Origin of the sequence: Xanthomonas sacchari, assembly GCF_024266585.1 — a bacterium.
GTDB lineage: Bacteria > Pseudomonadota > Gammaproteobacteria > Xanthomonadales > Xanthomonadaceae > Xanthomonas_A > Xanthomonas_A sacchari_C.
The window spans coordinates 3432743-3457979 of the sequence record NZ_CP100647.1 but is presented as its reverse complement, the minus strand read 5'-3'; the positions used below and the strand labels follow the sequence as shown (position 1 = coordinate 3457979).

General features: G+C 70.7%; 19 protein-coding genes and 1 tRNA gene. 13 read left to right on the top strand and 7 right to left on the bottom strand.

The annotated features are described in order from the left end of the window. The first annotated feature begins 2 nt into the window (after nt 1-2). The 4 genes from rbfA to pnp all read left to right on the top strand — a co-directional run bounded on the left by rbfA (nt 3) and on the right by pnp (nt 4297). Nucleotides 3-416, top strand: a complete 414-nt coding sequence (rbfA, locus tag NKJ47_RS14360) for a 30S ribosome-binding factor RbfA (protein WP_254458527.1) — start codon at nt 3-5, stop codon at nt 414-416. Nucleotides 417-636: 220 nt separating this feature from the next. After that, a complete protein-coding gene (gene truB / locus NKJ47_RS14355) occupies nt 637-1563 on the top strand; it encodes a tRNA pseudouridine(55) synthase TruB (RefSeq protein ID WP_254458526.1) in 927 nt (308 codons plus the stop codon). Nucleotides 1564-1764: 201 nt separating this feature from the next. Next, on the top strand, nt 1765-2025 hold the full coding sequence (gene rpsO / locus NKJ47_RS14350) for a 30S ribosomal protein S15 (RefSeq protein WP_003467392.1): 261 nt from the start codon (nt 1765-1767) through the stop codon (nt 2023-2025). Nucleotides 2026-2188: 163 nt separating this feature from the next. Next, a complete protein-coding gene (gene pnp, locus NKJ47_RS14345) occupies nt 2189-4297 on the top strand; it encodes a polyribonucleotide nucleotidyltransferase (protein WP_254458525.1) in 2109 nt (702 codons plus the stop codon). Nucleotides 4298-4645: 348 nt separating this feature from the next. Here pnp and NKJ47_RS14340 read toward each other — a convergent pair whose 3' ends face one another. Both NKJ47_RS14340 and NKJ47_RS14335 read right to left on the bottom strand, forming a co-directional pair. After that, nucleotides 4646-5989, bottom strand: coding sequence for a sensor domain-containing phosphodiesterase (locus NKJ47_RS14340; protein WP_254458524.1), 1344 nt, complete (start codon nt 5987-5989; stop codon nt 4646-4648). A gap of 108 nt (nt 5990-6097) precedes the next feature. After that, on the bottom strand, nt 6098-6418 hold the full coding sequence (locus tag NKJ47_RS14335) for a DUF3175 domain-containing protein (protein ID WP_254458523.1): 321 nt from the start codon (nt 6416-6418) through the stop codon (nt 6098-6100). A 538-nt stretch (nt 6419-6956) separates the two neighbouring features. Here NKJ47_RS14335 and NKJ47_RS14330 point away from each other — a divergent pair. From NKJ47_RS14330 to NKJ47_RS14310, 5 genes are all read left to right on the top strand, one after another. Then, the gene (locus tag NKJ47_RS14330) at nt 6957-11300 is read left to right on the top strand and encodes a DEAD/DEAH box helicase (protein ID WP_254458522.1); all 4344 of its coding nucleotides are present in this window, start codon (nt 6957-6959) and stop codon (nt 11298-11300) included. 439 nt (nt 11301-11739) lie between these two features. Continuing rightward, nucleotides 11740-13407, top strand: coding sequence for a methyl-accepting chemotaxis protein (locus tag NKJ47_RS14325; protein ID WP_254458521.1), 1668 nt, complete (start codon nt 11740-11742; stop codon nt 13405-13407). A gap of 81 nt (nt 13408-13488) precedes the next feature. Further along, nucleotides 13489-15171 carry a methyl-accepting chemotaxis protein gene (locus NKJ47_RS14320; protein WP_254458520.1) on the top strand — a complete coding sequence of 561 codons (1683 nt, stop codon included), beginning with the start codon at nt 13489-13491 and terminating at the stop codon, nt 15169-15171. Between the two features lie 11 nt (nt 15172-15182). Then, nucleotides 15183-15704: a chemotaxis protein CheW gene (locus tag NKJ47_RS14315; protein WP_254458519.1), complete on the top strand. Its 522-nt coding sequence runs from the start codon at nt 15183-15185 to the stop codon at nt 15702-15704. A gap of 85 nt (nt 15705-15789) precedes the next feature. After that, nucleotides 15790-15972, top strand: coding sequence for a hypothetical protein (locus tag NKJ47_RS14310; protein WP_254458518.1), 183 nt, complete (start codon nt 15790-15792; stop codon nt 15970-15972). A gap of 327 nt (nt 15973-16299) precedes the next feature. Here the strand turns inward: NKJ47_RS14310 and NKJ47_RS14305 are convergent. Beyond that, nucleotides 16300-16375: transfer RNA gene (locus tag NKJ47_RS14305), tRNA-Ala, on the bottom strand. Between the two features lie 228 nt (nt 16376-16603). Here NKJ47_RS14305 and NKJ47_RS14300 point away from each other — a divergent pair. Then, nucleotides 16604-17008: an H-NS histone family protein gene (locus tag NKJ47_RS14300; RefSeq protein ID WP_017917624.1), complete on the top strand. Its 405-nt coding sequence runs from the start codon at nt 16604-16606 to the stop codon at nt 17006-17008. Between the two features lie 119 nt (nt 17009-17127). Here the strand turns inward: NKJ47_RS14300 and rnd are convergent, their stop codons facing one another. Beyond that, a complete protein-coding gene (gene rnd / locus NKJ47_RS14295) occupies nt 17128-18213 on the bottom strand; it encodes a ribonuclease D (RefSeq protein ID WP_254458517.1) in 1086 nt (361 codons plus the stop codon). 139 nt (nt 18214-18352) lie between these two features. Here rnd and NKJ47_RS14290 point away from each other — a divergent pair, with 139 nt between their 5' ends. From NKJ47_RS14290 to NKJ47_RS14280, 3 genes are all read left to right on the top strand, one after another. Beyond that, complete coding sequence (locus NKJ47_RS14290) at nt 18353-20224, top strand: formylglycine-generating enzyme family protein (protein WP_254461435.1); 1872 nt, start codon at nt 18353-18355, stop codon at nt 20222-20224. A 56-nt stretch (nt 20225-20280) separates the two neighbouring features. Continuing rightward, nucleotides 20281-21192 (top strand): M48 family metallopeptidase, encoded by a 912-nt coding sequence (locus NKJ47_RS14285; protein WP_254458516.1) that lies wholly within the window; start codon nt 20281-20283, stop codon nt 21190-21192. Nucleotides 21193-21296: 104 nt separating this feature from the next. Beyond that, the gene (locus NKJ47_RS14280) at nt 21297-21755 is read left to right on the top strand and encodes a DUF6491 family protein (protein WP_254458515.1); all 459 of its coding nucleotides are present in this window, start codon (nt 21297-21299) and stop codon (nt 21753-21755) included. Nucleotides 21756-22091: 336 nt separating this feature from the next. Here the strand turns inward: NKJ47_RS14280 and NKJ47_RS14275 are convergent, their stop codons facing one another. The 3 genes from NKJ47_RS14275 to ftsY all read right to left on the bottom strand — a co-directional run bounded on the left by NKJ47_RS14275 (nt 22092) and on the right by ftsY (nt 25146). Then, complete coding sequence (locus NKJ47_RS14275; RefSeq protein WP_254458514.1) at nt 22092-22370, bottom strand: oxidative damage protection protein; 279 nt, start codon at nt 22368-22370, stop codon at nt 22092-22094. 43 nt (nt 22371-22413) lie between these two features. Next, the gene (mutY, locus tag NKJ47_RS14270; protein WP_254458513.1) at nt 22414-23475 is read right to left on the bottom strand and encodes an A/G-specific adenine glycosylase; all 1062 of its coding nucleotides are present in this window, start codon (nt 23473-23475) and stop codon (nt 22414-22416) included. Nucleotides 23476-23757: 282 nt separating this feature from the next. Beyond that, a complete protein-coding gene (gene ftsY / locus NKJ47_RS14265) occupies nt 23758-25146 on the bottom strand; it encodes a signal recognition particle-docking protein FtsY (RefSeq protein WP_254458512.1) in 1389 nt (462 codons plus the stop codon). Nucleotides 25147-25237 lie beyond the last annotated feature (91 nt).

The window sequence follows — 25237 nt, the reverse complement described above, 5'->3', positions numbered from 1 at the left end:
ATATGCCGACCAAATCCTTTCACCGTACCGATCGTGTGTCCGCGCAGATCCGGCGCGACCTCGGCACGATCGTGCATGCGGCCGTACGCGATCACGGCCTGCCGTCGGTCAGCGTGTCCGACGTCGAAGTCACCCGCGATCTGGCCCATGCCAAGGTGTTCGTCACCGCGCTGATGCAGGAACGCTCGGCCGAGGCGGTCAAGGGCCTGAAGGAGCTGGCGCCGCAACTGCGCAGCGAACTGGCGCGGGCGATGAAGCTGCGCCATGTGCCCGAACTGCATTTCCACTACGACGATTCGGTCGATCGCGGCGAGCGCATCGACAACCTGCTGCGCGACATGCCGGAACTGCAGCAGGAGCAGGACGCCGACGGTCATGCCGTCGACGACGGTGACGCGGCGCCGCGCAAGGACTGAGTCCGCCGCCGACGCCGCGGCATCGGTGTCCATTGTCTGAATGCGGACGCCGAACGCGGGCGTCCGTTTCGCAGCCGCGATCGCGGCGTGCTTTCATCCGTACGGCGTCCCGCTGTTCCTGGCGTGCCTGCGCTTTCCGCCCGTGCCGTTCGCATGCGCCGTGCCGGGGCTGGATCCGCCAAGCCCGAATCCCCACTCCCCACATCCCCGTCCGCACCCCATGCCCGTCTTCGGCCCGCGCCTGCCCCGTATCGTTTTCCGCCGCCTCGATGGCATCGTGCTGCTCGACAAGCCGATCGGCATGAGTTCCAACGCGGCGCTGCAGGCGGCGCGGCGGCTGTTCCGTGCGGAGAAGGGCGGCCACACCGGCAGCCTGGATCCGCTCGCCACCGGGCTGCTGCCGCTGTGCTTCGGCGAGGCGACCAAGCTGGCCGGGCTGCTGCTCGGCTCGGCCAAGGCCTACGAAGCGGAGGTCGTGCTCGGTGTCACCACCGACAGCGATGACGCCGAGGGCGCGGTGCTGCGGACCCGGCCGGTGCCGCCGCTGGACGCGGCGACGCTGGAGGCGGCGCTGGCGCCGCTGCGCGGGCGTATCCGCCAGCGCGCGCCGATCTACTCCGCGCTCAAGCAGGGCGGCGAGCCGCTGTACGTCAAGGCGCGCCGCGGCGAGGCGATCGAGGCGCCGGAGCGCGAGGTCGAGGTGCATGCGATCGACGTGCTGGCCCATGCCGGCGAGCGCCTGCGCCTGCACGTGGCCTGCGGGTCCGGCACCTACATCCGCAGCCTGGCCCGCGACCTGGGCGAGGCGCTGGGCTGTGGCGCGCACATCGCCGCGCTGCGGCGGCTGTGGGTGGAGCCGTTCCGGACGCCGCAGATGGTCACCCTGGAGCGATTGCAGCACCTGGCCGCGCACGATCCGGCGGCGCTGGAGGCGCTGGTGCTGCCGCTGGCCGCGGGCCTGGCCGATTTTCCGCCGGTGCGCTTGGAGCATGCTGCGGCGCAGCGTTTTCGCATGGGCCAGCGCCTGCGCGATCCGGCCTGGCCGCCCGGCCTGGTCGCGGTGTTCGACGCCGACGGCGTCGCGCTGGGCCTGGGCCAGGTCGATGCCAGCGGGCTGCTGGCGCCGCAGCGCATGTTCAATCTGTGAACGCGAGCGGTCGCGCGGGCGCTATCTGACCGCCGTTCAGTCATGACGCTGTCTTAACGCCTTGTTCCCCCGGGCCGGGGCCGGTACAATTTCGCGGCCTTTCCGGCACGCTGCGCTCCGGCGCAATCCTTCGCAATCGGCGAGCCAGGCGGTGCGTCCTCTGCACGTTCCTGCCGGCCCCGCATCTCTAGAGAAAACCTCATGTCCATCGACACCCAGAAAGTCATCGAAGAAAACAAGCGCGGCGCCGCCGACACCGGTTCGCCGGAAGTCCAGGTCGCCCTGCTGACCGCCCGCATCGAACTGCTGACCGGTCACTTCAAGACCCACAAGAAGGACCACCACAGCCGCCGCGGCCTGCTGCAGATGGTCAACCGCCGCCGCAGCCTGCTCGACTATCTGAAGAAGAAGGATGGCGAGCGCTACAAGGCGCTGATCGAGAAGCTCGGCCTGCGTCGCTGAGTCAACGAACCCCACCGCGGCGCAGTGATGCGCCGCGGTTTTGTTTTGGGTAGTACCGTGGCCCGGGATCGCTCCGCGCCACTGGCCGGATCCTCCCGGCCACCCGCCAGCGGCATGGGCCGTCAGCGGTCCATTTGCAGATAGCATCATCCAAGGAAACCCCGTGGCAAAAATCACCAAAACCTTCCAGTACGGCAAGCACACCGTCACCCTCGAAACCGGCGAGATCGCCCGCCAGGCCGGCGGCGCCGTCATCGTCAAGATGGACGACACCGTACTGCTGGTCACCGCCGTCGCCGCCAAGAGCGCGCGCGAAGGTCAGGACTTCTTCCCGCTGACGGTCGACTATCAGGAGAAGTTCTACGCCGGCGGCCGCATCCCCGGCGGCTTCTTCAAGCGCGAGGGCCGTGCGACCGAGAAGGAGACGCTGATTTCGCGTCTGATCGACCGTCCGATCCGTCCGCTGTTCCCGGAGGATTACAAGAACGAAGTGCAGATCATCGCCACGGTGATGTCGATGAACCCGGACATCGACGGCGACATCGCCGCGCTGATCGGCGCCTCGGCCGCGCTGTCGCTGGCCGGCACCCCGTTCAAGGGCCCGATCGGCGCCGCCAAGGTCGGCTACAAGAACGGCGAGTACATCCTCAACCCGACCGTGTCGGACCTGAAGGACTCGCAGCTGGAGCTGGTCGTCGCCGGTACCGCCAACGCCGTGCTGATGGTCGAGTCCGAAGCCGCGCTGCTGTCCGAAGAAGTGATGCTGGGCGCGGTCACCTTCGGCCACCGCGAGATGCAGAAGGTCATCAACGCGATCAACGAGCTGACCGTCGAAGCCGGCACCAAGCCGTCCGACTGGGTCGCCCCGGCCAAGAACGAAGCCATGATCGCCGCGCTCAAGGAAGCCGTCGGCGATCAGCTGGCCGCCGCGTTCCAGGTGCGCGACAAGCTGCAGCGCCGCGACGCCATCGCCGCGATCAAGAAGGACGTGCTGGCGCAGCTGGCGCCGCGCGCCACCGCCGAGAACTGGGTCGCCGCCGACCTGGCCAAGGAATTCGGCGAGCTGGAATACCAGACCATGCGCGGTTCGGTGCTGAGCACCAAGGTGCGCATCGACGGCCGTGCGCTGGACACCGTGCGCCCGATCAGCGTGAAGGCCGGCGTGCTGCCGCGCACCCACGGCTCGGCGCTGTTCACCCGCGGCGAGACCCAGGCGATCGTGGTCACCACGCTGGGCACCGCCCGCGACGGTCAGGTGATCGACGCGGTCTCCGGCGAGTACAAGGAAAACTTCCTGTTCCACTACAACTTCCCTCCGTACTCGGTGGGCGAGTGCGGCCGCTTCGGCGCGCCCAAGCGTCGCGAGATCGGCCACGGCCGCCTCGCCAAGCGCGGCGTGCTGGCGGTGATGCCGACGATGGAAGAATTCCCGTACACCATCCGCGTGGTCTCGGAAATCACCGAATCCAACGGTTCCTCGTCGATGGCCTCGGTGTGCGGCAGCTCGCTGGCGCTGATGGACGCCGGCGTGCCGGTGAAGGCGCCGGTGGCCGGTATCGCCATGGGCCTGGTGAAGGAAGGCGACGACTTCGTGGTGCTGTCGGACATCCTGGGCGATGAAGATCACCTGGGCGACATGGACTTCAAGGTCGCCGGTACCGCCGACGGCGTGTCCGCGCTGCAGATGGACATCAAGATCGAAGGCATCACCGAGGAGATCATGAAGCAGGCCCTGGCCCAGGCCAAGGCCGGCCGCCTGCACATCCTCGGCGAGATGGCCAGCGCGCTGACCACCCCGCGTGCGGAGCTGAGCGACTACGCGCCGCGCCTGCTGACGATCAAGATCCACCCGGACAAGATCCGCGAAGTGATCGGCAAGGGCGGTTCGACCATCCAGGCGATCACCAAGGAAACCGGCACCCAGATCGACATCCAGGACGACGGCACCATCGTCATCGCCTCGGTCAACGCGATCGCCGCGCAGGCCGCCAAGTCGCGCATCGAGCAGATCACCTCGGACGTCGAGCCGGGCCGCATCTACGAAGGCAAGGTCGCCAAGATCATGGACTTCGGCGCGTTCGTGACCATCCTGCCGGGCAAGGACGGCCTGGTGCACGTCTCGCAGATCTCCAGCGAGCGCGTGGAGAAGGTCGGCGACAAGCTGAAGGAAGGCGACGTGGTCAAGGTCAAGGTGTTGGAAGTGGACAAGCAGGGCCGCATCCGCCTGTCGATGAAGGCCGTGGAAGAAGGCGAGGGCGCGTCGGCCGAATAAGCCGCACGCTGCCAGCGTCGTTCCAGGAAAAAGCGGGCTTCGGCCCGCTTTTTTCTTGCCCGGCGTTTGCGTCGGCCGCGACGGCGCGTCAACGGTGACGCCCTGTCGCGGCTGAAGCCGCTCCTACGCAGGATGACGCTTGGCCCGCGACTGAGCCGAGGCCGTCGCCGATCGCTTGAGAGCGTCTCCAGATGCACTGACAGCGGCCCAGGATCGGCGAGGGTGGGTAGCGCACGCTTGCGTAGGAGCGGCTTCAGCCGCGACCGGGCTGGCATGGCGATCTATCGGGATATCCGGTCGCGGCTGATCCCGCACCGGGGACAAGCGCCGCGCCTGTGGTGGACGTTCTCAGCCGAGGCCGTCGCCGATCGCCGGATAGCGCGCCAGATGCGCCGACAGCGGCCCGGGATGGGCGAGGTGGTAGCCCTGGCCGTAGCGCGCGCCCAGCGCCTGCAGCGTCGCCAGTTCGCTCTCGCTCTCGATGCCTTCGACGACCACGTCGGCATTGGTTTCCGCGGCGAAGGACAGGATCGCCATCGCCAGCCGCTGCCGGCGCGGCTCGGCGTCGATGCCGCGGGTCAGGGTCAGGTCCAGCTTGATGATGTCCGGCGCCAGGTGCAGCAGGTGGCGCAGGCTGGCGAAGCCGGTGCCCGCGTCGTCCAGGGCGATGCGCAGGCCCTGCCGCTGCAGCAGGCCGATGGACTCGGACAGGCGCGGATAGTCCGGCGCCTGCAGTTGCTCGGTGATTTCCAGCACGATCCGCGACAGGTCATGGCCGTGCAGCAGCGCCTGCAGTTGCGGATGCAGCAGCGTCGGCGCGGACACGTTGATCGCCAGATACAGCGGCGCCGGCAACTGCGTCAGCAGCTCCAGCGCCTTGCGCGCGGCGGCCAGTTCCAGCTCCAGCGCCAGCCCGACCCGGCTGGCGTCGTCGAACCAGCGCAGCGGCGGCAGCGCCGGCTGCGCGGGAAAGCGCGATAGTGCTTCCACGCCGACGATGCGCTGCGAGGGCAATGCCAGCACCGGTTGGGTCACGATCTGCAGGCGCGCCCCGGCGACGGTTTCGCGGATGCGCGTGGCGATCGCCGCCTTCTCGCGGAACGCGTGTTTTTCCGCGTTCTGGCGGCGCGCGATGTCGGTCTGCAGCGCGGCGCGGTCCATCGCCAGCGCCAGCGTCGCGCCGACCAGGGTCGCCAGCAGCTCCAGCGTGCGCACGTCCTGCGCGCTGTACGCGCCCGGCTGCGGCGCCATCACCTTGAGCACGCCGATGCTGCGGTCGCCGTAGCGCAGCGGCACCACCAGCATCGAACGCAGGCCGATGCGCCGGCACGCCGCGCGATCGACCCGCGGATCCTCTTCCGAATCGTCGCAGCGCAAGACCTGGCCGGTGCGCATGCACAGCCCGGACAGGCTGCCGTTGCTGGGCAGGCGCAGGCCGAGGTGGCGCTCGGCGATGCCGCTGGCCGACCAGTACAGCATGTCCTTGCCGTCGCACATCTCCACTACCGCGCCGCTGGAGCGGGTCAGCTCCTGCGCGCGGCGGGTGACCACGTCGACCACCTGCAGCGGATCGCCGCCGGCCGCGGCGATCTCGCCCTGCGCCAGGATGATGCGCGACAGCAGCGCCGCGTCGTCCTGTGTCGCGACGGCGGCGTGCTGGATGAGGTCCGACATGTCGGATGCCTTGGCCATGTCCACATCATGTGGCACTGCGTCGGAGGACGGCAATCGGGCGACGTGCGCCTGGCATGGGCAGCGTGCGGAACTGATCGCTCCATCACGCTGCGCGAGCGCGCGTGCTCAGTCGCCGGCGCTGCCCTTGCGCGGTTTGCCATACAGGCTGCGCAACTCGTCCTTGGCCTGCTCCAGGACCTGGCGGCGCTGCGCCGGCAACTGGTCGCCGGCGCGATTGATGTAGAAGGTCAGCATCGACATGGCCGAACGATACGGTCCCGTGCGGCGGCGTGCGTGCAGGTCGGCCGATTGCTTGAGCGCGCGTGCGATGGCGGCTGGATCGTGGCCTTCGAACACGTTCGGCGCAACGCCGAGCGACGGTTGCGGGTCGCTGCTGCGGTGCTGGTTGAGGTCGTTGTGAGAGCGGTAAGGGCTGCTCTGTGCCATTGGTGATGCTCCTTGGCGATGGCGGATGGAAGGTGCAACGCATGCGCAGTCCCGCAGTGCAGGACCCAGTGGCGGATGCCGCCGCCACCGCTGCCACACGCCGCAAGGCGAGGACAGTTCGACATCGAAGGGAGACGGAGGCGGAGGCGAACGCGCGCCGCCGCATTCGCGTGCGCGGGTGGTGCAGCGTCCCGCGCGCGTGATGGGCGATGCCGTTGTTCGCTGGTGGTGCCGTGCCGCATTCCGTTCCCAAAGGCGAAGCTTGCGTGTGATGCGCAAACGCTAGGCCGGGATACGTGATGCCTTCGACAACATAACCGCGCTGCGCGGAGCGCGTGGTAGACATTGTGTCGTCGGATGAACGCTTAATGGAAAACCCCTTAAAAACAGCGGCCGTGTGGCGGTGTGCTTGATCGTCGGGATAACGTCACCATTTTCATCGTCGAGGCGATGGCGCGAGACAGTCGCGTGGACAATGCGCACAGGTGGCATCGCCGGCGCGCCGCACGTTCGTTGCGGCGGCGGCACAGGAGATCGCATGTCGTTGGCGCAAACGCGCTTCCATCCCGCCGTTGCACGTTGGTTCGAGCGGCGTTTCGCTGCGCCCACGCCGGCGCAGGAGCGCGCGTGGCCGGCGATCCAGGCCGGACGGCACACGCTGGTCGCCGCGCCGACCGGCTCCGGCAAGACCCTGACCGCATTCCTCGCCGCGCTGGATGCGCTGGTGCGCGAGGGCTTGCGCGACGGCGGACTGCAGGACCGCACCCAGGTGCTGTACGTGTCGCCGCTGAAAGCGCTTTCAAACGACATCCAGCTCAATCTCGAGGCGCCGCTGCAGGGCATCCGCGCCGAACTGGCGGCGCTGGGCTTGCCGGATGTGCAGATCCGCACCGCGGTGCGCACCGGCGACACGCCGCAGCGCGAGCGCGCGCAGGCGCGGCGGCGGCCGCCGCATGTGCTGGTGACCACGCCGGAGTCGCTGTACGTGTTGCTGGGATCGGTGTCCGGGCGTGAATCGCTGCGGCATGTGCGCACGGTGATCGTCGACGAGATCCATGCGCTGGCGGCGAACAAGCGCGGCAGCCATCTGGCGCTGTCGCTGCAGCGCCTGCAACACCTGTGCGAGGTACCGCCGTTGCGCATCGGCCTGTCGGCGACGCAGAAGCCGATCGCGGCGGTCGCGCGCTTTCTGGTCGGCAGCGCGGCGGTGCGAGATGGCGAGGCCGACTGCGCCATCGTCGACATCGGCTATGCGCGCGCCCGCGACCTGGCGCTGGAGGTGCCGCCGACGCCGCTCAGCGTGACCATGTCCGCCGACCAATGGCAGCAGGCGTACGCGCGCCTGGCCGAGCTGGTGCGCGCGCACCGTACCACGCTGGTGTTCGTCAACACCCGGCGCATGGCCGAGCGGACCGCGCGGCACCTGGGCGAACTGCTCGGCGTGCAGGCGGTGGCGGCGCATCACGGCAGCCTGGCACGCGAGACCCGGCTGCTCGCCGAGCGCCGGCTCAAGGCCGGCGACCTGCAGGTGCTGGTGGCCACCGCCTCGCTGGAACTGGGCCTGGACATCGGCGATGTCGACCTGGTCTGCCAGCTCGGCTCGCCGCGTTCGATCGCCGCGTTCCTGCAGCGCGCCGGCCGTTCCGGGCATGCGGTGGGCGGTACGCCGAAGGCGCGGCTGTTTCCGCAGTCGCGCGACGACCTGGTCGAGTGCGCGGCCTTGCTGGATTGCGTGCGCCGCGGCGAACTGGACGCGCTGCGCATGCTCGATGCGCCGCTGGACGTGCTCGCCCAGCAGCTCGTCGCCGAGGTGGCCTGCCAGGAGTGGGAGGAGGACGCGCTGTACGCGCTGGTGCGTGGCGCCTGGCCGTATGCGGCGCTGCCGCGCGCGCAGTTCGATGCGGTGCTGCGCATGCTCAGCGATGGCTTCAGCACGCGGCTGGGGCCGCGCGCCGGCTACCTGCATCGCGATGCGGTGCATCGCCGCGTGCGCCAGCGCCGTGGCGCGCGGATGGCGGCACTGACCTCCGGCGGCACCATCCCCGAGACCGGCGACTACAGCGTGGTGCTGGAGCCGCAGGCGCAGACCATCGGCACGGTCAACGAGGATTTCGCGGTGGAGAGCCTGGGCGGGGACGTGTTCCAGCTCGGCAACGCCAGCTACCGCATCCTGCGCGTGGAAGCGGGGCGGGTGCGGGTGGAGGACGCGCGCGGCGCGCCGCCCAACATCCCGTTCTGGATCGGCGAGGCGCCCGGGCGCAGCGACGCGTTGTCGCTGGGGGTGTCGCGGCTGCGCGCCGAGGTCGCGCAGGTGCTGGAGCAGGGTGGGGCGGCGCAGGCGCTGGCCTGGCTGTGCGGCCCGCTGGCGCTGGACGCCGCCGCCGCGCAGCAGATCGTCGACTACCTGGGCCGCGCGCATGCGGCGCTGGGCGCCTTGCCGACCCAGCAGTGCATCGTGCTGGAGCGCTTCTTCGACGCTACAGGCAGTACGCAACTGGTGATCCACAGCGTCTACGGCAGCCGCATCAACCGCGCCTGGGGCCTGGCCCTGCGCAAGCGCTTCTGCCGCACCTTCAATTTCGAGCTGCAGGCGGCGGCGACCGAGGACGCGATCGTGCTGTCGCTGTCGACCCGGCACAGCTTCGCCCTGGACGAGGTGGCGCGCTACCTGCGCGCCGCTTCGGCGCTGGACGTGCTGGTGCAGGCGCTGCTGGACGCGCCGCTGTTCGGCGTGCGCTGGCGCTGGAACGCCACCAACGCGCTGGCGTTGCCGCGCTTCACCGGCGGGCGCAAGGTCGCCCCGCAACTGCAGCGGATGAAGTCCGAGGACCTGCTGGCCACGGTGTTTCCGGACCAGGTGGCGTGCGCGGAGAATTTGGTCGGCGAACGCGAGATTCCCGACCATCCGCTGGTGGCGCAGACCCTGCGTGATTGCCTGGACGAGGCGATGGACAGCGGCGGCTGGCTGCAGCTGCTCCGCGGCATCGAGGCCGGCCAGGTGCGGGTGCTGGCGCGCGAGCTGACCGCGCCGTCGCCGCTGGCGGCCGAGGCCCTGGATGCGCGGCCCTATGCCTTCCTCGACGACGCGCCGCTGGAGGAACGGCGGACCCAGGCGGTGCACAGCCGCCGCTACCAGGATCCGGACAGCGCCGACGATCTCGGCCAACTCGACCCGCAGGCGATCGCCGCGGTGCGCGAGGAGGCCTGGCCGCAGCCGCGCAGTCGCGACGAGATGCACGAGGCCTTGCTCACGCTCGGTGTGGTGAGCGCGGACGAGGCCGCCGCGCGGCCGCAGTGGCAGCAATGGTTAGGCGAACTGGCCGGCGACGCGCGCGCCACCTGCCTGCACGGCGTCGATGGCGCCGCCGCGGCGCTGTGGGTGACCGCCGAAGCGCTGGCGGCGGTGGCGCCGCTGTACCCGCGGGGCCACGCGCAGCCGGCGATCGCGATTCCCGAGGGCTATGCGGTCGCCGACTGGGACCGCGACAGCGCGTTGCGCGAACTGCTGCGCTGGCGCCTTGCAGGGCTGGGGCCGGTCACCGCGGCCGCGCTGGCGGCGCCGCTGCACCTGCCGCTGCGCGAGGTGCAGGCCGGACTGCTGGCGCTGCAACAGGACGGCTATGTGCTGGGCGGGCGTTTCAGCGCCGATGCCGAGGCCGAGGAATGGTGCGAGCGGCATCTGCTGGCGCGGATCCATCGCTACACCCTCGGCCGCCTGCGCCGCGAGATCGAGCCGGTGGCGCCGCGCGACTACGCGCGCTTCCTGTTCCGCTGGCAGCATCTGGATGCGCAGGGCCAGGTCGCCGGCGCCGACGCGCTGGCCGCGGTGCTGGCGCAACTGGAGGGCGTCGAGGCCGCGGCGCCGCTGTGGGAGGCGGAATTGTTGCCGGCGCGGGTGCGCGACTATCGTCCGGCGTGGCTGGACGAGGCCTGCAGCGCCGGCCGCACGCTGTGGACGCGGCTGCGCCCCGGCGCCGGCGGCGCAGCGCTGACGCTGCGCAGCACGCCGATTCTGCTGCTGCCGCGGCGCAGCGCCGGGCATTGGTCGCGGCTGTCGCCACCGCCGCAAGCCGACGCGCTGGGCTCGCGCGCGCGCAAGGTCGCCGACCATCTCGAGGCGCACGGCGCCTCGTTCTTCGACGAGATCGCCGAGGCCACCCGGCTGCTGTCCACCGAACTGGAGGCGGCGCTGGCCGAACTGGTCGCCGCCGGCCGGGTCCATTGCGACAGCTACGCCGGCCTGCGCGCCTTGCTGGTGCCGGCCTCGAAGCGGCCCTCGGCGCTGTCGCGGCGGCGGCCGCGGATGGCGCGGTACGGCGGCATCGAGGACGCTGGGCGCTGGGCGGTACTGCGCGCCGGTAGCGAGGCCGACGACCCGGCCGCGCGCAGCGAGGCGGTCGAGCACGTCGCGCGCACCCTGCTGCGCCGCTACGGCGTGGTCTGCTGGCGCCTGCTCGAGCGCGAGGCGGCATGGTTGCCGCCGTGGCGCGAGCTGCTGCGGGTCTACCAACGGCTGGAGGCGCGCGGCGAGATCCGCGGTGGCCGCTTCATCGATGGCCTGTCCGGCGAGCAGTTCGCCCTGCCGGAGGCGATCGGCCTGCTGCGGCAACTCCGCCGCCAGCCCGGCGACGGCAGCTGGCTGTGCGTGGCCGCCGCCGATCCGGCCAATCTGCTCGGCAGCGTGTTGCCCGGTACGCGGGTGCCGCGGGTGGCGGGGGCGCGGGTGCTGTACCGCGACGGCGTGCCGATGGCGAGCTGGGTCGGCGAGCGTTTCGAGCCGCTGCAGGACCTGGGGGCCGAGGAGCGCGCGCTCGCGCAGCGGCTGTTGCGTGGTGGCACGGCGGCGGAGCGGCGCACAGCGCTGGCGCTGCCTACTGTGTGAAGGCGCTGCCGCATGCGCGCGCCTGCGCAGCGCCAGTGCGCGCGGGCCGGGGTCGCTTCACGTTCTGTCTACAAATTAACGGGGTTGATATCCCACATCGTCCTCGGCGCAAGACCGGGGCGTTCTGCCATTGCAGAACAACTACGGCATCCGCGCCGCATGCGCCAAGCGTGCTTCTTCGTCGCTTCGCGTGCTGCGCCGCAACGCCTGCTGCGTATTCATGCCACGCCGCCGCGGCGCCTGCGCTATGCGGAATTCCGCAGTTTTCACGCGTTTTAAAGGCGCCGTCAATGACGCCGATAGCCCTCACGCACAGACGTTGCGGCGCAGCGTCCTCGCTCGCAGCAGGGCGGGTGTGTCCACTCCGCGAGGCGCTGCGGAACAGGTCCGGAGGCGCTGCTGGCGCCACCGGACGTACACGAAGAACTTGGGGAACATCATGTTGGGCAATATGAAAATCGGGGTCAGGCTGACGGTGGCGTTCCTGATCGTGGCGGCGATCGGCGCCTGCATCGGCTGGGTCGGCATCCGCAATTCGGGCCGGATCAACGACTACGCCACGGTGCTGTACGAGCGCGAACTGCTCGGCCTGTCGCACCTGAAAGAGGCCAACATCAATCTGCTCAATGCCGGTCGCGCGCGCCTCAATCTGCAGTTGGCCAGCACGGCGGAAGACCGGGCCAAGCACGTGGCCAATCTCGACAAGTACACAGCCAACGTGGTCGAGCACATGGGCAAGGCCAGGGCGTCGCTGGACGGGCCGGCGACGCAGGCCAAGCTGGCGCGCTTCGACCAGGTCTGGAAGACCTATCTGGAGCGGCGCGGCCAGTTCGTCGACTCGGTGATGCGCGAGCCGCTGCCGGAAGGCAATGCGCAGCTCGCGGAACTGTCGAAGAGCGTGCGCAGCAGCTCCGACGAACTGGACGCGCTGATGTCGGAACTGAGCGAAATCAAGGAGGCGAATGCGTCCAAGGCCAACACCGCCACCGACGAGATCTACGCCAGCAGCACCCGCACCATGCTGGCCATCGTGATCGGCGGCGTGTTGCTCGGCGTGGGCCTGGGCGTGTTCATCAGCCGCAGCGTGACCCGGCCGATCGGCAAGGCGGTCGGCGTGGCCAATGCGCTGTCCGCGGGCGACCTGAGCATGTCGATCGACGTGCGCGGCCGCGACGAGACCGCGCAGTTGCTGCTGGCGATGCAGCGCATGGTCGCCAAGCTGCAGCAGGTGGTCGGCGAGGTCAACGCCAGTGCGCAGAGCCTCGCAGGCGCGTCGGAAGAAGTCAGCGCCACCGCGCAGTCCTTGAGCCAGGCCTCGACCGAGCAGGCTGCCGGCGTGGAAGAGACCAGCGCTTCGCTGGAGCAGATGACCGCCTCGATCGCGCAGAACACCGACAACGCCAAGATCACCGACGGCATGGCCGCGCAGGCGGCCCGCGAGACCCTGGAAGGCGGCGAGGCGGTGGTGGCCACGGTGGCGGCGATGAAGCAGATCGCGCACAAGATCGGCATCATCGACGACATCGCCTACCAGACCAACCTGCTGGCGTTGAACGCGGCGATCGAGGCCGCGCGCGCCGGCGAGCACGGCAAGGGCTTTGCCGTGGTCGCCGCGGAAGTGCGCAAGCTGGCCGAGCGCAGCCAGGTGGCCGCGCAGGAGATCGGCGAGGTCGCCGGCTCCAGCGTGGAATTGGCCGAACGCGCCGGTCAGCTGCTGGAGACCATCGTGCCCAGCATCAGGAAGACCTCGGACCTGGTGCAGGAAATCGCTGCCGCCTCGCAGGAGCAGTCCTCCGGCGTCACTCAGATCAACGCGGCGGTGGTGCAGCTGAGCCAGATCACCCAGCAGAACGCCACCGCCTCCGAAGAGCTGGCCGCGACCGCCGAATCGATGAGCACGCAGGCCGTGCAACTGCAGGACAGCATGGCCTTCTTCCAGTTGTCCGCCGGCGCGCGCCGCGCCGCGCAGATGCTGGATGAACACGAGGCGTCGCTGCCGTTGCGCGTGGCCAGCACGCGCTGGACGGCGCGTGCGCCATCGGCCGTCGCGCGCCGTGCCGGTGCAGGCAATCACGACCGCAGCGACGCGCTGCTGGGCCACGCCTGATCCTTTTCGTGGCGGCGCCGGTCGCGCCGCCGCTCCATGTCGCTGTCGTTGTCACAACTGCCCCATCGTCGGGAGAGTGCCGTGTTCAAGAATCTCAAGATCGCAACCAAACTCTACGGCGGCTTCGCCGTGGTCCTGTGCATCCTGCTGGCCCTGGCCGGCGTCGCCTACTTCAACGTGTCGGCGTTGTCGCAGGCCAACTACTGGAACACCCACACCTACAAGGTGATCGCCGAAGTCGATGCCGCGCTCAGCAGCCTGATCAACATCGAGACCGGCACGCGCGGCTTCTCGCTGACCGGCGAGGATGCGTTCCTGCAGCCCTACCGCGACGGCGTCGCCAGCTTCGACAGCCACCTGCGCACGGCGCAGGAATTGACCGCGGACAATCCCAAGCAGCAGGAGCGCCTGAATGCGTTGAAGCAGACCCAGGCGCAGTGGCTCAGCCAGGCGGTGCATCCGCAGATCGCGCTGCGCCAGAACGTCAACAGCGGCCAGGCGACGATGGAAGCGCTGAGCGCCGCGGTGCGCGCCTCCAAGGGCAAGGCCTACATGGATGCGATGCGCGATCGCATGGCCGAAGTGCGCCGCGCCGAAAGCGAATTGCTGGCCGTGCGCGCCGCCGAGGCCGAGCAGTTGCAGCAGCGCACCAACCTCACCCTGATCGCGGGCAGCCTGGTCGCGGCGCTGTGCGCCTCGCTGATCGGCTTCCTGATCGCGCGCTCGCTGATGCGCGAACTCGGCGGCGAGCCGAGCACGGTGATGGAAGTCGCCTCGCGGATCGCGCGTGGCGATCTCACCGTGCAGGTGCCGACCCGCGCCAACGACAGCACCAGCGCGATGGTGGCGCTGCAGGCGATGGTGGAGCGCCTGGCGGAGGTGGTCGGCGAGGTCAATGCCGGCGCGCAGTCGCTGGCCGGTTCGTCCGAGGAAGTCAGCGCCACCGCGCAATCGCTGAGCCAGGCCGCCACCGAGCAGGCCTCCGGCGTGGAAGAGACCAGCGCCTCGCTGGAGCAGATGACCGCGTCGATCGCGCAGAACACCGACAACGCCAAGGTCACCGAGGGCATGTCGGCGCAGGCGGCGAAGGAGGCGGTGGAGGGCGGCGAGGCGGTGCTGGCCTCCACCCACGCGATGAAGCAGATCGCGCAGAAGATCGGCATCATCGACGACATCGCCTACCAGACCAACCTGTTGGCGCTGAACGCGGCGATCGAGGCCGCGCGCGCCGGCGAACACGGCAAGGGCTTCGCCGTGGTCGCCGCCGAGGTGCGCAAGCTGGCCGAGCGCAGCCAGGTGGCGGCGCAGGAGATCGGCGAGGTCGCCGCCAGCAGCGTGGGCCTGGCCGATCGCGCCGGCAACCTGCTCGGCACCATCGTGCCCAGCATCAAGAAGACCTCGGACCTGGTGCAGGAGATCGCGGCCGCTTCGCAGGAGCAGTCCTCCGGGGTCACCCAGATCAACCTGGCGGTGGCCCAGCTCAGCCAGGCCACGCAGCAGAATGCCGCGGCCTCCGAGCAACTGGCGGCGACCGCCGAGCAGATGAGCACCCAGGCCGAATCGCTGCAGCAGGCGATGGCCTTCTTCCGCCTCAGCCGCGAACAGGACGTGGCCGGGCCACGCCGCGCCGCGCCGGCGGCGCCCAGGCCGGCCGCCACGCGGCCGGTGCGCAGCGCCGGCAAGGGCCTGCGCCCGCGGGCACGCCCGGTTCCGGCCTACACGCTGGCGGATGCGCCGGACGAAGGCCAGTTCGTCAACTTCTGAAGGGGAAGCGCATGTACAACGATCGTTACGAGAGCGTGGCCGAGCACGCGCCGCAGGGCGCCTTGCAGTTCCTGACCTTCCAACTGGATCGCGACCTGTTCGGGCTCAACATCGCCGGCATCCACGAGATCATCGAGTACCGTCCGCCCACCCCGGTGCCGACCATGCCGGCCTGCGTGCGCGGGGTGATCAACCTGCGTGGCGCGGTGGTGCCGGTGGTGGATCTGCAGTCGCGGCTTGGTCGCGCGCCCAGCCAGGTCACCCGGCGCAGTTGCATCGTCATCGCTACCGGCGCCACCGACGAGGGCGGCGGCGCGCAGTCCTTCGGCCTGCTGGTGGACGCGGTCAACGAGGTGCTGGAGCTGTCGCCGCAGCAGATCGAGGCGCCGCCGGCCTTCGGCAGCGACATCCGCCGCGATCTGCTGCAGGGCATGGGCAAGCTGGAGGATCGGCTGGTGATCCTGCTGGATCGCGCGCGGCTGCTGCGCAGCGACGACATCGCCGAATCCGGCGTACCGGCGTTGGCAGCGTAACGTCCTGTCACGCCGTGATCCGTGCATCACGGCGGCCTCGCTAGGGTGGTGAAGCACGGGCATCCGCCCCAGCGAGGTGCACACCATGGCGAACAACGAGACCACCGAGTCCGGCAAGCAGCAGGGCATCCACGAGGGCCAGCAGGATCGCGCTCAGGACGACACCGCCAAGCAGCGGCCCGGCCTGGAGGACCAGAAACTGCGCGACGCGCACGAGCGCGGCCCGCGTTCCGGCCACGGCGAGATCGCGCAGGACGACAAGGGCTGACGGCCGCCGCGGGGACGCGGGCGCGGCGGCGCCAGCGTCCGAGCGATAGGGATGTTGGCCGCGTGCCGTCTGCGGTATCGCGCATGCGGCGCGGCGGCAGGCGATAGCTACGTGGTTGGCATGCCCTGGCGCTGGGGACTCCTGCACGGGCGGCAGGACATGCCAACCAGGCTTCCATGCGATCGAGTCGGCCAGATTGCGACAACGGCTGGGTGAGGCTGCCGCGTTCGCACGGCAGTACGCCACACGCAGGGCCACGCGGGTCCTGGCGCGCCGCCAACAAAAAAGGCCAGAGAGCCTGGTGGCTTTCTGACCTAGTTTGCAAGATGGTGGAGCGGAAGGGGATCGAACCCTCGACCTTCGCATTGCGAACGCGACGCTCTCCCAGCTGAGCTACCGCCCCACATCAGACGCGTAGTGTAACTGGGCGCGGGGCCGCATGCCAAGGGGGGAGTGCAACTCCGCCGCGCGCCGCCGATCGGGCCGATGCCATGTGCGACCGCCCTGTTGTCTACAGTGTCGGCATGGAGCCGATATACTCGGCGGCCGAAATCCCGCCTCAGGCGATTTCGTCCCGGATGAAATATTCCGTCCGCTTCAAACACTTTTTACAGATACGGGTCTTTTCAACATGACGGAAGTTCGCAACTTGCAACAGATCGCCGAAGCCAAGGCCAAGCTGCAGGAAGAAATGCGCAAGCTGGAAGAGCAGGAACGGCAGGCGCGCGAGGGCGAAACCAATGCCGCGCATGCCAACGTGCTGTCGCTGCTGGAGCAGTTCGCCGAGTTCTTCAGCGCCAAGCAGCGCAACGAGATCGCCGCCTACGTGACCAGCGCGGCGTCCAAGCCGGCCAGCAGCAAGTCCGCCGGCGGCCGCAGCGAGGTCAAGCCGAAGTACCAGTTGCCGCACACCGGCGAAACCTGGTCCGGCCGCGGCCGCACGCCCAAGGCCTTCGCGGCCTGGGAAGGCACCGCCGCCTACAACGAATGGAAGGCGCGGCATCCGGACCTGAAGTTCCCGCTGTTCAAGTACTGAGCAGACGAAAAAAGGCCAGGGATTCCTGGCCTTTTTTCATGGGCGCGCGTTTTTATGGAGGCGCGCGGCGCGCGGCGCGCGGCGTGCGGCGGCAGCCGCAGCGATTCGGCCGCGCGCCTTCAGCGTGCGCCGCCCAGCAGCGGCTGCAGCCGCGGTTCCAGTTCGCGCCGGCGCCAGCCCGCCAGCGGCTGCGGCCACTGCGCGCTTTCCAGCAGGGCTTCCAGGTGCTTGCGCGAGGCCAGCAGGCCGTCGGGCAGGCCGAGTTCGGCGCTGCGCGCGGCCACCGCGTCCTGCAGCCGCTTCAGCGCCGCCTTGTTGTCGTCGCTGGCGGCCAGCGCCAGCGGCGCGTCGGCCTCGTCGGCCAGCGGCGTGGTCAGCGCCTGCCACAGCGCATCGCTGAGCTTGCGTGGCGCCTTGGGGTGCTTGTCGAACAGCGCCAGCAGCGCCTGCCGGTCGTCCGGCGGAAACCGCGCCAGGGTGGCGGCCAGTTCGTTGTCCAGGATCCAGCTGCGCGGCTTGTCGCTGTGCCGGGCCTGCGCGTCGCGCCAGCGCAACAGGCGCAGCAGGCGCAGCTGCGCGGGGCGGTCCATGAACTGCGCCGAGCGCATGCCCAGGTGCGGCCAGCGCTCGCCGTCGTCCTGCTCGACGGTGCCGAGCAGGCGCTCGCCGTCCTCGTGCAGCCAGGCGCTGCGGTCCAGGGCCTGCAGCCGCGTCTGCAGCGCGTCGTGCATTGCGAACAGATGGCGGACGTCGTCGGCGGCGTACTCCAGTTGCGCCGGCGACAGCGGGCGGCGCAGCCAGTCCGAGCGGGTCTCGCCCTTGGCCAGGTGCACGCCGGTGATCTCCAGTACCAGCTTCTGGTAGCCCATACCGGCGCCGAGTCCGGCCAGGCCGGCGGCGATCTGGGTGTCGAACAGCGGCCGCGGCAAGGTACCGCACGCGCACTTGAAGGCGACCAGGTCTTCGCTGGCGCTGTGCATGATCTTGAGGATGTCCGGGGCGCTCAGCCACGGCGCCAGCGCCTGCGGCATGCCCGGGATCAGCGGGTCGATCAGCAGGATCTCGTCGCCCACCGCCATCTGCACCAGCGCCAGTTGCGGCCAGTAGGTCCGCTCGCGGACGAATTCGGTATCTAGGCCGATGCGGGCCGGGCGCTGCGCCAGCCGCTCGCTCAGCTCGGCAGGTTGCTTGATCCAATATGGCACGTGATTTCCGTCGAATGCAGGGTTTGCTCAGGCAGGCGAGAATAGCCTAACGTCGCTCCGCCGGCCGCACGGCGCGCCGGGCGGGACGGCGTCGCCAGGGCCATGATTCGGAGGAAGGGTGCGCAGCAGCGGCGTTGTGATGGTCTGGACCGTGCTGGCGGCGTTGCTGGCCGGCTGCGCACGGCAGCCGCCCGCGCCGCCGACCGACGCCGCGCCCAAAGCCTCCGTGCCCAAGGCCGCCGCCGCGCGCGCGCCGACGCCGGCCAAACCGGTGCAGGCGCCCAGCGTGACCATCGGCGGCGAGGATGCGGCCGAGACCGTGGCGCGCTGGCAGCCGCCGTTGCCGGTCTTGACCCGCAGCGGCCTGCCGCAGGCGCGGCGCCAGGCGGCGCGCGCGCTGGCCGAGGACCGCCTGTTCGCCGATGCGCAGTCGGCGATTCCGTTGTACCTGGCGATCCGCAGCCTCGCACCGCACGATCGCGTCGCGCAGGACGGCCTGCGCAAGGCGCGGCGGCGCCTGCTGCAGCTCGGCGCGCAGGCGCTGGGCGATCCGGAACTCTCCGAGCGCACGCTCGAGCAGGCCGCGCGCATCGCGATGGTGGCGCTGTGGCTGGATGCCGAAGACCCGGCGGTGCGGCGCCTGCAGCAGCGGGTGGAGACCGCTTCGCGCGTGCTGGCCTACAACCGCGCCGGCGAGGACGACCTGCGCGGCGGCCGCCTGGGCGAGGACGGCAACGGCGCGCTGGCCAATTTTCGCGAGGCGCTGCTGCTGGATGCCGACGATGCGCGCGCGCGGCAGGGCGTGGCGGCGGTGGAGAGCGCGTTGATCCGCCGCGCCGAGGCGGCTGCGGCGGCCTCGGATTTCGCCGCGGCCGGCAGCTGGCTGGCGCGCGCGGCGCGGGTGCGCGAGGACGCGCCCACGGTGCGCGACGCGCGCGCGCGCGTGGAGCAGGTGCGCGTGGCGCGCATCGCCGCCTTGCGCGATGCCGGCCTGCGCGATCTGGTCACGCCGGCCGGGTTGAAGTCGGCGCGCGAGCGCCTGGGCGATGTGCTGCGCATCGCCGATCCCGGCGATCCGGTGGCGGCGATGCTGCGCGAACGCATCGACCTGGCCACCCACTACGGCAGTTTCCGCCCCGGCCAGGTGTTCACCGACGGCATGCGCGACGGCGGCCGCGGCCCGCAGATGATCGTGGTGCCGCACGGCGGCTTCCGCATGGGCGCGGCCGAGAGCGAACCCGGCGCCTCGCCGGCGGAGATGCCGCAGCACTACGTGCGCTTCGACCGCGGTTTCGCCATGTCGATCACCGAGGTCACCGTGGCCGAGTTCCGCCGCTTCGTGGAGGCGACCAAGGCGCGTCCGCGCGCCACCCGGCGCGGCCATTCCACCGTCTACGACGAGCGCAGCGGCAACTTCGTGCGCCGCAACGGGGTGGACTGGCAGTCGGACTACCAGGGCGCGCGCGCCGCGCCGAACAGCCCGGTAATGCACGTCAGCGTGCGCGACGCCGAAGCCTACGCGGCCTGGCTGTCGCAGCAGACCGGGCGGCACTACCGGCTGCCCAGCGAGGCCGAGTTCGAATACGCCCTGCGCGCCGGCAGCCGCGGCCGCTATCCCTGGGGCAACGCCGGCACGCCGCCGCGCGGCAGCGGCAACTTCACCGGCGGCGGCGATGTCTCGCCCAGCGGCCGGCACTGGCGCAACGCCTTCGTCGGCTACACCGACGGATTCTGGGGCCCGGCCCCGGTCGCCAGTTTTTCCGCCAATGCCTGGGGCCTGCACGACATGGCCGGCAACCTCAGCGAGTGGGTCGCCGACTGCTGGCATGCCAGCTACCGCCGCGCGCCGGCCGACGGCGCGGCCTGGTACAACCCGGGCTGCCGCTCGCGGGTGGTGCGCGGCGGCAACTGGGCCAACGCGCCGGAACAGACCCGCGCGGCATGGCGGCTGATGCAGGATTCGGACAGCACCAGCGCGCGCGTCGGGTTCCGCCTGGTGCGCGGCATTTGACGCCGCCAAGTCGGTGCCGACGCTAGATTGCCTCACCAGTCAGCGAGGGGAACGGGATGAACGAGGTCTTCGGCCGCCAGGGCGGCGAACCGGGAGGCGGCCGCCGCGGGCCGTTGGGCGGGGTGCGCTGGCTGGTGCTGCTGGGGTTTGCGGTCTATGCCGGGTACTACTGGTTCTCCAACCGCAGCGAGGATCCGTATACCGGCGAGCGGGTGCTGATCGACCGCTCGTTGAACGTGGAGGACGAGAAGGCGCTGGGCCTGCAGGCCTATCGCGAGATCCTGGCGCAGGAACGGCCGCTGGACCCGCAGGCGCCGCAGGCGCAGCGGGTGCGCGCGATCGCGCAGCGGCTGATCGCCAAGGTCGACGTGGTCGAGGACGCGCTGGCCGCCGAACACGGCATGCAGGCGCAGCACGCCGCGCGCAGTTTCGACTGGGACGTCAACGTGATTCCGTCCGAGCAGGCCAACGCGTTCTGCCTGCCCGGCGGCAAGATGGCGGTCTACACCGGCCTGTTCCCGGTCGCCGGCAATGCCGATGCGATGGCGGTGGTGATGGGCCACGAGATCGCGCATGCGCTGCTGCGGCATGGCGCGCAGCGCATGGCCCAGCAGAAGCTGACCCAGATCGGGCAGATGGCCGGCGCCGCCGGCGGCCTGGACCCGCAACAGCAGCAGATGGCGATGGCGGCGATGGGCTACGGCTACCTGCTGCCATACGCGCGCAGTCACGAGACCCAGGCCGACGAAGTGGGCCTGATGCTGGCCGCGGCGGCCTGTTTCGACCCGCGCGAGGCGGTGCCGCTGTGGCAGCGGATGAGCGCCAGCAGCGGCGGCCAGGCGCCGCCGGAGTTCGCCTCCACCCATCCCAATCCGGGCACCCGCATCCAGAACCTGCAGGCGCTGATGCCCAAGGCGCTGGAGTACCGGCAACGCTTCTGCGAATCGGCGCGCAGCACCGCGCAGTGACGGTCCGCGCCTGGCTGCCTTGTCGCTGAACGCCGCGCGCGCGCCCATGCGCGCGTGCGCGGCGGCGGGCGCATGATGCGTTCCACACCATCAGGAGCACTGCCATGAAACGCCTGCTGCTGTCCGCTCTCTTCGCCACGGCCGCACTGGGCGGCTGCGCCACCAACCGGCTCAGCGACGACGAGCGCCTGGCCCTGTATCGCGCCCACGCCGGTGCGCCGGTGCGCGACTTCCAGTACTTCAACCAACTCAACGGCTGGACCGCGCTCGGCGACAGCGCGCTGGCGGTGTGGACGCGTCCGAACCAGGCCTATCTGCTGGAGTTCGCCGGTCCCTGCCAGGACCTGGATTTCGCGCCCAGCATCGCCATCACCCATTTCGGCAGCCAGGTCTCGGCGAAGTTCGACGACGTGCTGGTGCTCGGCGGCGGCCCCGGCGCGATTCGCCTGCCGTGCCGCATCGACAGCATCCGCCCGCTCGACGTCAAGGCACTGCGTGCCTCGGAGAAGGAACTGCGCGAGGCGAAGGTGCAGGAGCGGGCGCAGCAGGTGCCTGGGGGCTGAGCCGGGATTCGGGATTTGGGATTCGCTAGGCGGCGGGGCGGCGGGGCGAGTGCGGGGTTGCGCTGCCGCTCCTCCCTGGCGCTACGGGTTGCAGCCTGGTGCGTTAGGTGTGGCGGAAAATGTGCGCACGCCCTGATAGCCGCAGGGCGCACGCGTGGGAGCGGCTTCAGCCGCGACGGGCTTGCCGGTAACGCCCGTCGTGGCTGAAGCCGCTCCCACAGGGCGCGTCCCGGCGTTATTGAGGTGCCCTGAAGCCGCTCCTGCGCGATGGCGTGATGCTGACGAAGTGCGTGGTTGGTGGTGTGCGCGCGCGACGCGACGACGCGGCGCCGCCGCTCAGGGCGCCTGGTCGGGCGCCACGTAGCCGTCGGGCTTGGCGGCGCCGCCCTGGAACAGGAACTTCTCCAGTTCCGCTTCTAGGAACGCGCGGTGCTTGGGGTCGCGCGGCGACAGCCGGTTCTCGTTGATCAGCATGGTCTGGTGCGCCAGCCACGCCTGCCAGCCGGCCTTGCCGATGTGCGCGAACACGCGCTTGCCGAGCTCGCCGGGATACGGCACGTAGTCGAGCCCTTCGGCGTCGCGTTGCTGGTACTGGCAGAAGACGGTGCGGGACATGGCAATTCCTGGCGATGCGCGCGGCGCCGCGCGCCGGTGCGCGCTAGAGGCCGTCGAGCAGTTTGCGGATCGGTGCGGGCAGGCCCAGCGTCGACAGGTCGGCGCGCGCCACCCAGCGCAGGTCGGCATTGTCGCCCAGCGCATCGCCCATGGCGACCTTGCGCAGGCGCAGCGGCTGCAGATGCAGGCGGTAATGGCTGAAGGTGTGCACGATCGGCGGCAGCGCTTCGGCGTCGTCGTAGGCGCGCCCGCGCATCCAGCGCGCGTACCAGGCGCGCAGTTCGCTGTCGGTGTCGGCCTGCGGCAGGGTCCACAGCGAGGCCCAGATGCCGGTCGGCGGACGCCGCTGCAGCAGCAGTTCGCCGGCGGCGTTCTCCAGCAGCAGCGCCAGCGCCTCGCGCTCGGGCAGGGTCTTGCCCGGCTTGGGCGTGGGCAGCGCCTCGACCAGGCCGTCGCGGCGCGCCACGCAGTCGTCCTGCAGCGGGCACAGCACGCAGGCGGGGTTGGCGCGGGTGCACAGGGTGGCGCCGAAATCCATCTGCGCCTGGGTGTAGTCGGCCATGCGCCGGTCGGGCACGGCGTCCACATGCGACTGCGCGAGCGCCCACAGCGGCTTTTCCACCGCCGGCAGGCCGGGGTAGCCGGCGATGCCGTGGTAGCGGGTCAGCACGCGCTTGACGTTGCCGTCGAGGATCGGGAAACGGTCGTTCCAGGCCTGGCTGAGGATCGCGCCAGCGGTGCTGCGGCCGATCCCGGGCAGCGCGTGCAGGGCCTCGAAATCGCGCGGCAGCTCGCCGCCGTGCAATTCCACGCAGCGCTTGGCGGCGGCATGCAGGTTGCGCGCGCGGGCGTAGTAGCCGAGCCCGGCCCATTGCGCCATCACCGCGTCGTTGTCGGCGGCGGCCAGCGCCGGCAGGGTCGGGAAGTGCTGCAGGAAGCGCAGGAAGTAGGGGATGACCACCGCCACCTGGGTCTGCTGCAGCATGATCTCCGACAGCCAGACCCGGTACGGGCTGCGCGGATGCTGCCAGGGCAGGTCGTGGCGCCCGTGGCGGTCGAACCAGGCGAGCAGGCGGGCGGGGAAGGTGTCAGAGGGCTGGCGCATGCTGGCTTCAAAGTTCCTTCTCCCCTCGGGAGAAGGTGCCCCGCAGGGGCGGATGAGGGGAGGGCTATTCCTTCTCCCCTCGGGAGAAGGTGGCCCGAAGGGCCGGATGAGGGTGCGCGCGAAGCCTAGTGCACTTGATTCCGCGAGACGCTTCGCGCCGCACCCTACACCCCAACCCCGCTCCGCGCCCCGGCCCGCGCTTGCGGCGCGGGCGCTCCAGGGCACGCGCGCCAGTGGCGCGCAAGCCGTGCCCTGTCGCCCCGGGGGGGAGAGGGGCTTCAATCAGCCGCCCAATGCCTCCGGCAGCAAGGCGTCGACGAAGGCCTCGGCGTCGAACACGCGCAGGTCTTCGGGGCGTTCGCCGATGCCGGCGAAGCGGATCGGGATGCCGAACTCGCGGGCCAGGGCGAACACCACGCCGCCCTTGGCGGTGCCGTCGAGCTTGGTCACCACCAGGCCGGTGACGCCGACCGCGGCGTGGAACTGGCGCAGCTGCGACAGCGCGTTCTGGCCGGTGGTGCCGTCGATCACCATCAGCACCTCGTGCGGGGCGCTGGGGTCCAGCTTGCCGAGCACCCGGCGGATCTTGCCCAACTCGTTCATCAGCCCGGTCTGGGTGTGCAGGCGGCCGGCGGTGTCGGCGATCAGCACATCGGTGCCGCGCGCCTTGCCGGCCTGCAGCGCGTCGAAGGCCACCGAGGCGGCGTCGGCGTTCTGGCCCTGCGCGATCACGCTCACGCCGTTGCGCTCGCCCCAGGCCTGCAGCTGCGCCACCGCCGCGGCGCGGAAGGTGTCGCCGGCGGCCAGCATCAGGCTGTGGCCCTCGTCCTTGAAGCGCTTGGCCAGCTTGCCGATGGTGGTGGTCTTGCCGACGCCGTTGACGCCGACGGTCAGCACCACGAAGGGCTTGGCGTTGCGGTCGATGCGCAGCGGCTGCGCCACCGGCTGCAGGATCGCCAGCAGGTCGGCGCGCAGCGCCTGCTGCAGCGCCCGGGCGTCGGCGAACTCGCGCGCCTTCATGCGCTTGCGCAGGCTCTCGATCAGCGCGGTGGTGGCGGGGATGCCGACGTCGGCGGTGATCAGCGCGGTCTCGATCTCGTCGAGCAGGTCGTCGTCGAGCTTGGGGTTGCGCGAGAACAGGCTGCCGACGCTGCGCGCGAAGCTGCTGTTGCGCAGGCGCTCGCGCCAGCCGGGCTTGCCGGCCGGCGCGGCGGGCAGCGCGTCGCTGCGTGCCAGGTCGGCGTCGGCGGCGGGCACGGACGCGGCGACAGGCGACGGCGCGGGTACCGCGGCGGAAGGCTGGGCGGGAACGGGTGTCGGCTGCGGCACGCTCGGCGCCGGCGCGGCGGCCGGCGTCGGCACATAGGCCTGCGGCGGCGGGGTGGGCGCTGCGGGCGGCAGCGGCGTCGGTTGTGGCTGCGGGACCGCGACCGGGGCGGGCGCCTGGACGGGGTGTTCGGCGACCGGCGCGGGCGTCGGCTCCGGGGCAGCGGCGGGGACGGGAGCGGCGGGCGCGGCCTCAGTGGCAGGCGGCGCCGACGGCGCAGGCGCCGCCGGTTCGGCGCTTGCCGGCTTGGGGAAGGCGGCGGCCAGTTCCTCGATGCTGTAACGCTGCGTGCGGCTCTCGCCGGCGTTGTCCTGGGGCTTGTTGCGGCGGAATAGGCTGACCATGGATGACGCGTGGACCGGAAACGCGGAATGCTACCACTTGCGACCTGAGCGGCCTGTGCAGCGGGGGCAGGCTGGGATGGTTGGCGGGATG

Coding starts and splice junctions, on each gene's coding strand:
- rbfA (WP_254458527.1), top strand. CDS start 3: ATGCCGACCAAATCCTTTCACCGTACCGATCGTGTGTCCGCGCAGATC.
- truB (WP_254458526.1), top strand. CDS start 637: ATGCCCGTCTTCGGCCCGCGCCTGCCCCGTATCGTTTTCCGCCGCCTC.
- rpsO (WP_003467392.1), top strand. CDS start 1,765: ATGTCCATCGACACCCAGAAAGTCATCGAAGAAAACAAGCGCGGCGCC.
- NKJ47_RS14340 (WP_254458524.1), bottom strand. CDS start 5,989: ATGGCCAAGGCATCCGACATGTCGGACCTCATCCAGCACGCCGCCGTC.
- NKJ47_RS14335 (WP_254458523.1), bottom strand. CDS start 6,418: ATGGCACAGAGCAGCCCTTACCGCTCTCACAACGACCTCAACCAGCAC.
- NKJ47_RS14330 (WP_254458522.1), top strand. CDS start 6,957: ATGTCGTTGGCGCAAACGCGCTTCCATCCCGCCGTTGCACGTTGGTTC.
- NKJ47_RS14325 (WP_254458521.1), top strand. CDS start 11,740: ATGTTGGGCAATATGAAAATCGGGGTCAGGCTGACGGTGGCGTTCCTG.
- NKJ47_RS14315 (WP_254458519.1), top strand. CDS start 15,183: ATGTACAACGATCGTTACGAGAGCGTGGCCGAGCACGCGCCGCAGGGC.
- NKJ47_RS14310 (WP_254458518.1), top strand. CDS start 15,790: ATGGCGAACAACGAGACCACCGAGTCCGGCAAGCAGCAGGGCATCCAC.
- NKJ47_RS14300 (WP_017917624.1), top strand. CDS start 16,604: ATGACGGAAGTTCGCAACTTGCAACAGATCGCCGAAGCCAAGGCCAAG.
- NKJ47_RS14290 (WP_254461435.1), top strand. CDS start 18,353: ATGGTCTGGACCGTGCTGGCGGCGTTGCTGGCCGGCTGCGCACGGCAG.
- NKJ47_RS14285 (WP_254458516.1), top strand. CDS start 20,281: ATGAACGAGGTCTTCGGCCGCCAGGGCGGCGAACCGGGAGGCGGCCGC.
- NKJ47_RS14280 (WP_254458515.1), top strand. CDS start 21,297: ATGAAACGCCTGCTGCTGTCCGCTCTCTTCGCCACGGCCGCACTGGGC.
- NKJ47_RS14275 (WP_254458514.1), bottom strand. CDS start 22,370: ATGTCCCGCACCGTCTTCTGCCAGTACCAGCAACGCGACGCCGAAGGG.
- mutY (WP_254458513.1), bottom strand. CDS start 23,475: ATGCGCCAGCCCTCTGACACCTTCCCCGCCCGCCTGCTCGCCTGGTTC.
- ftsY (WP_254458512.1), bottom strand. CDS start 25,146: ATGGTCAGCCTATTCCGCCGCAACAAGCCCCAGGACAACGCCGGCGAG.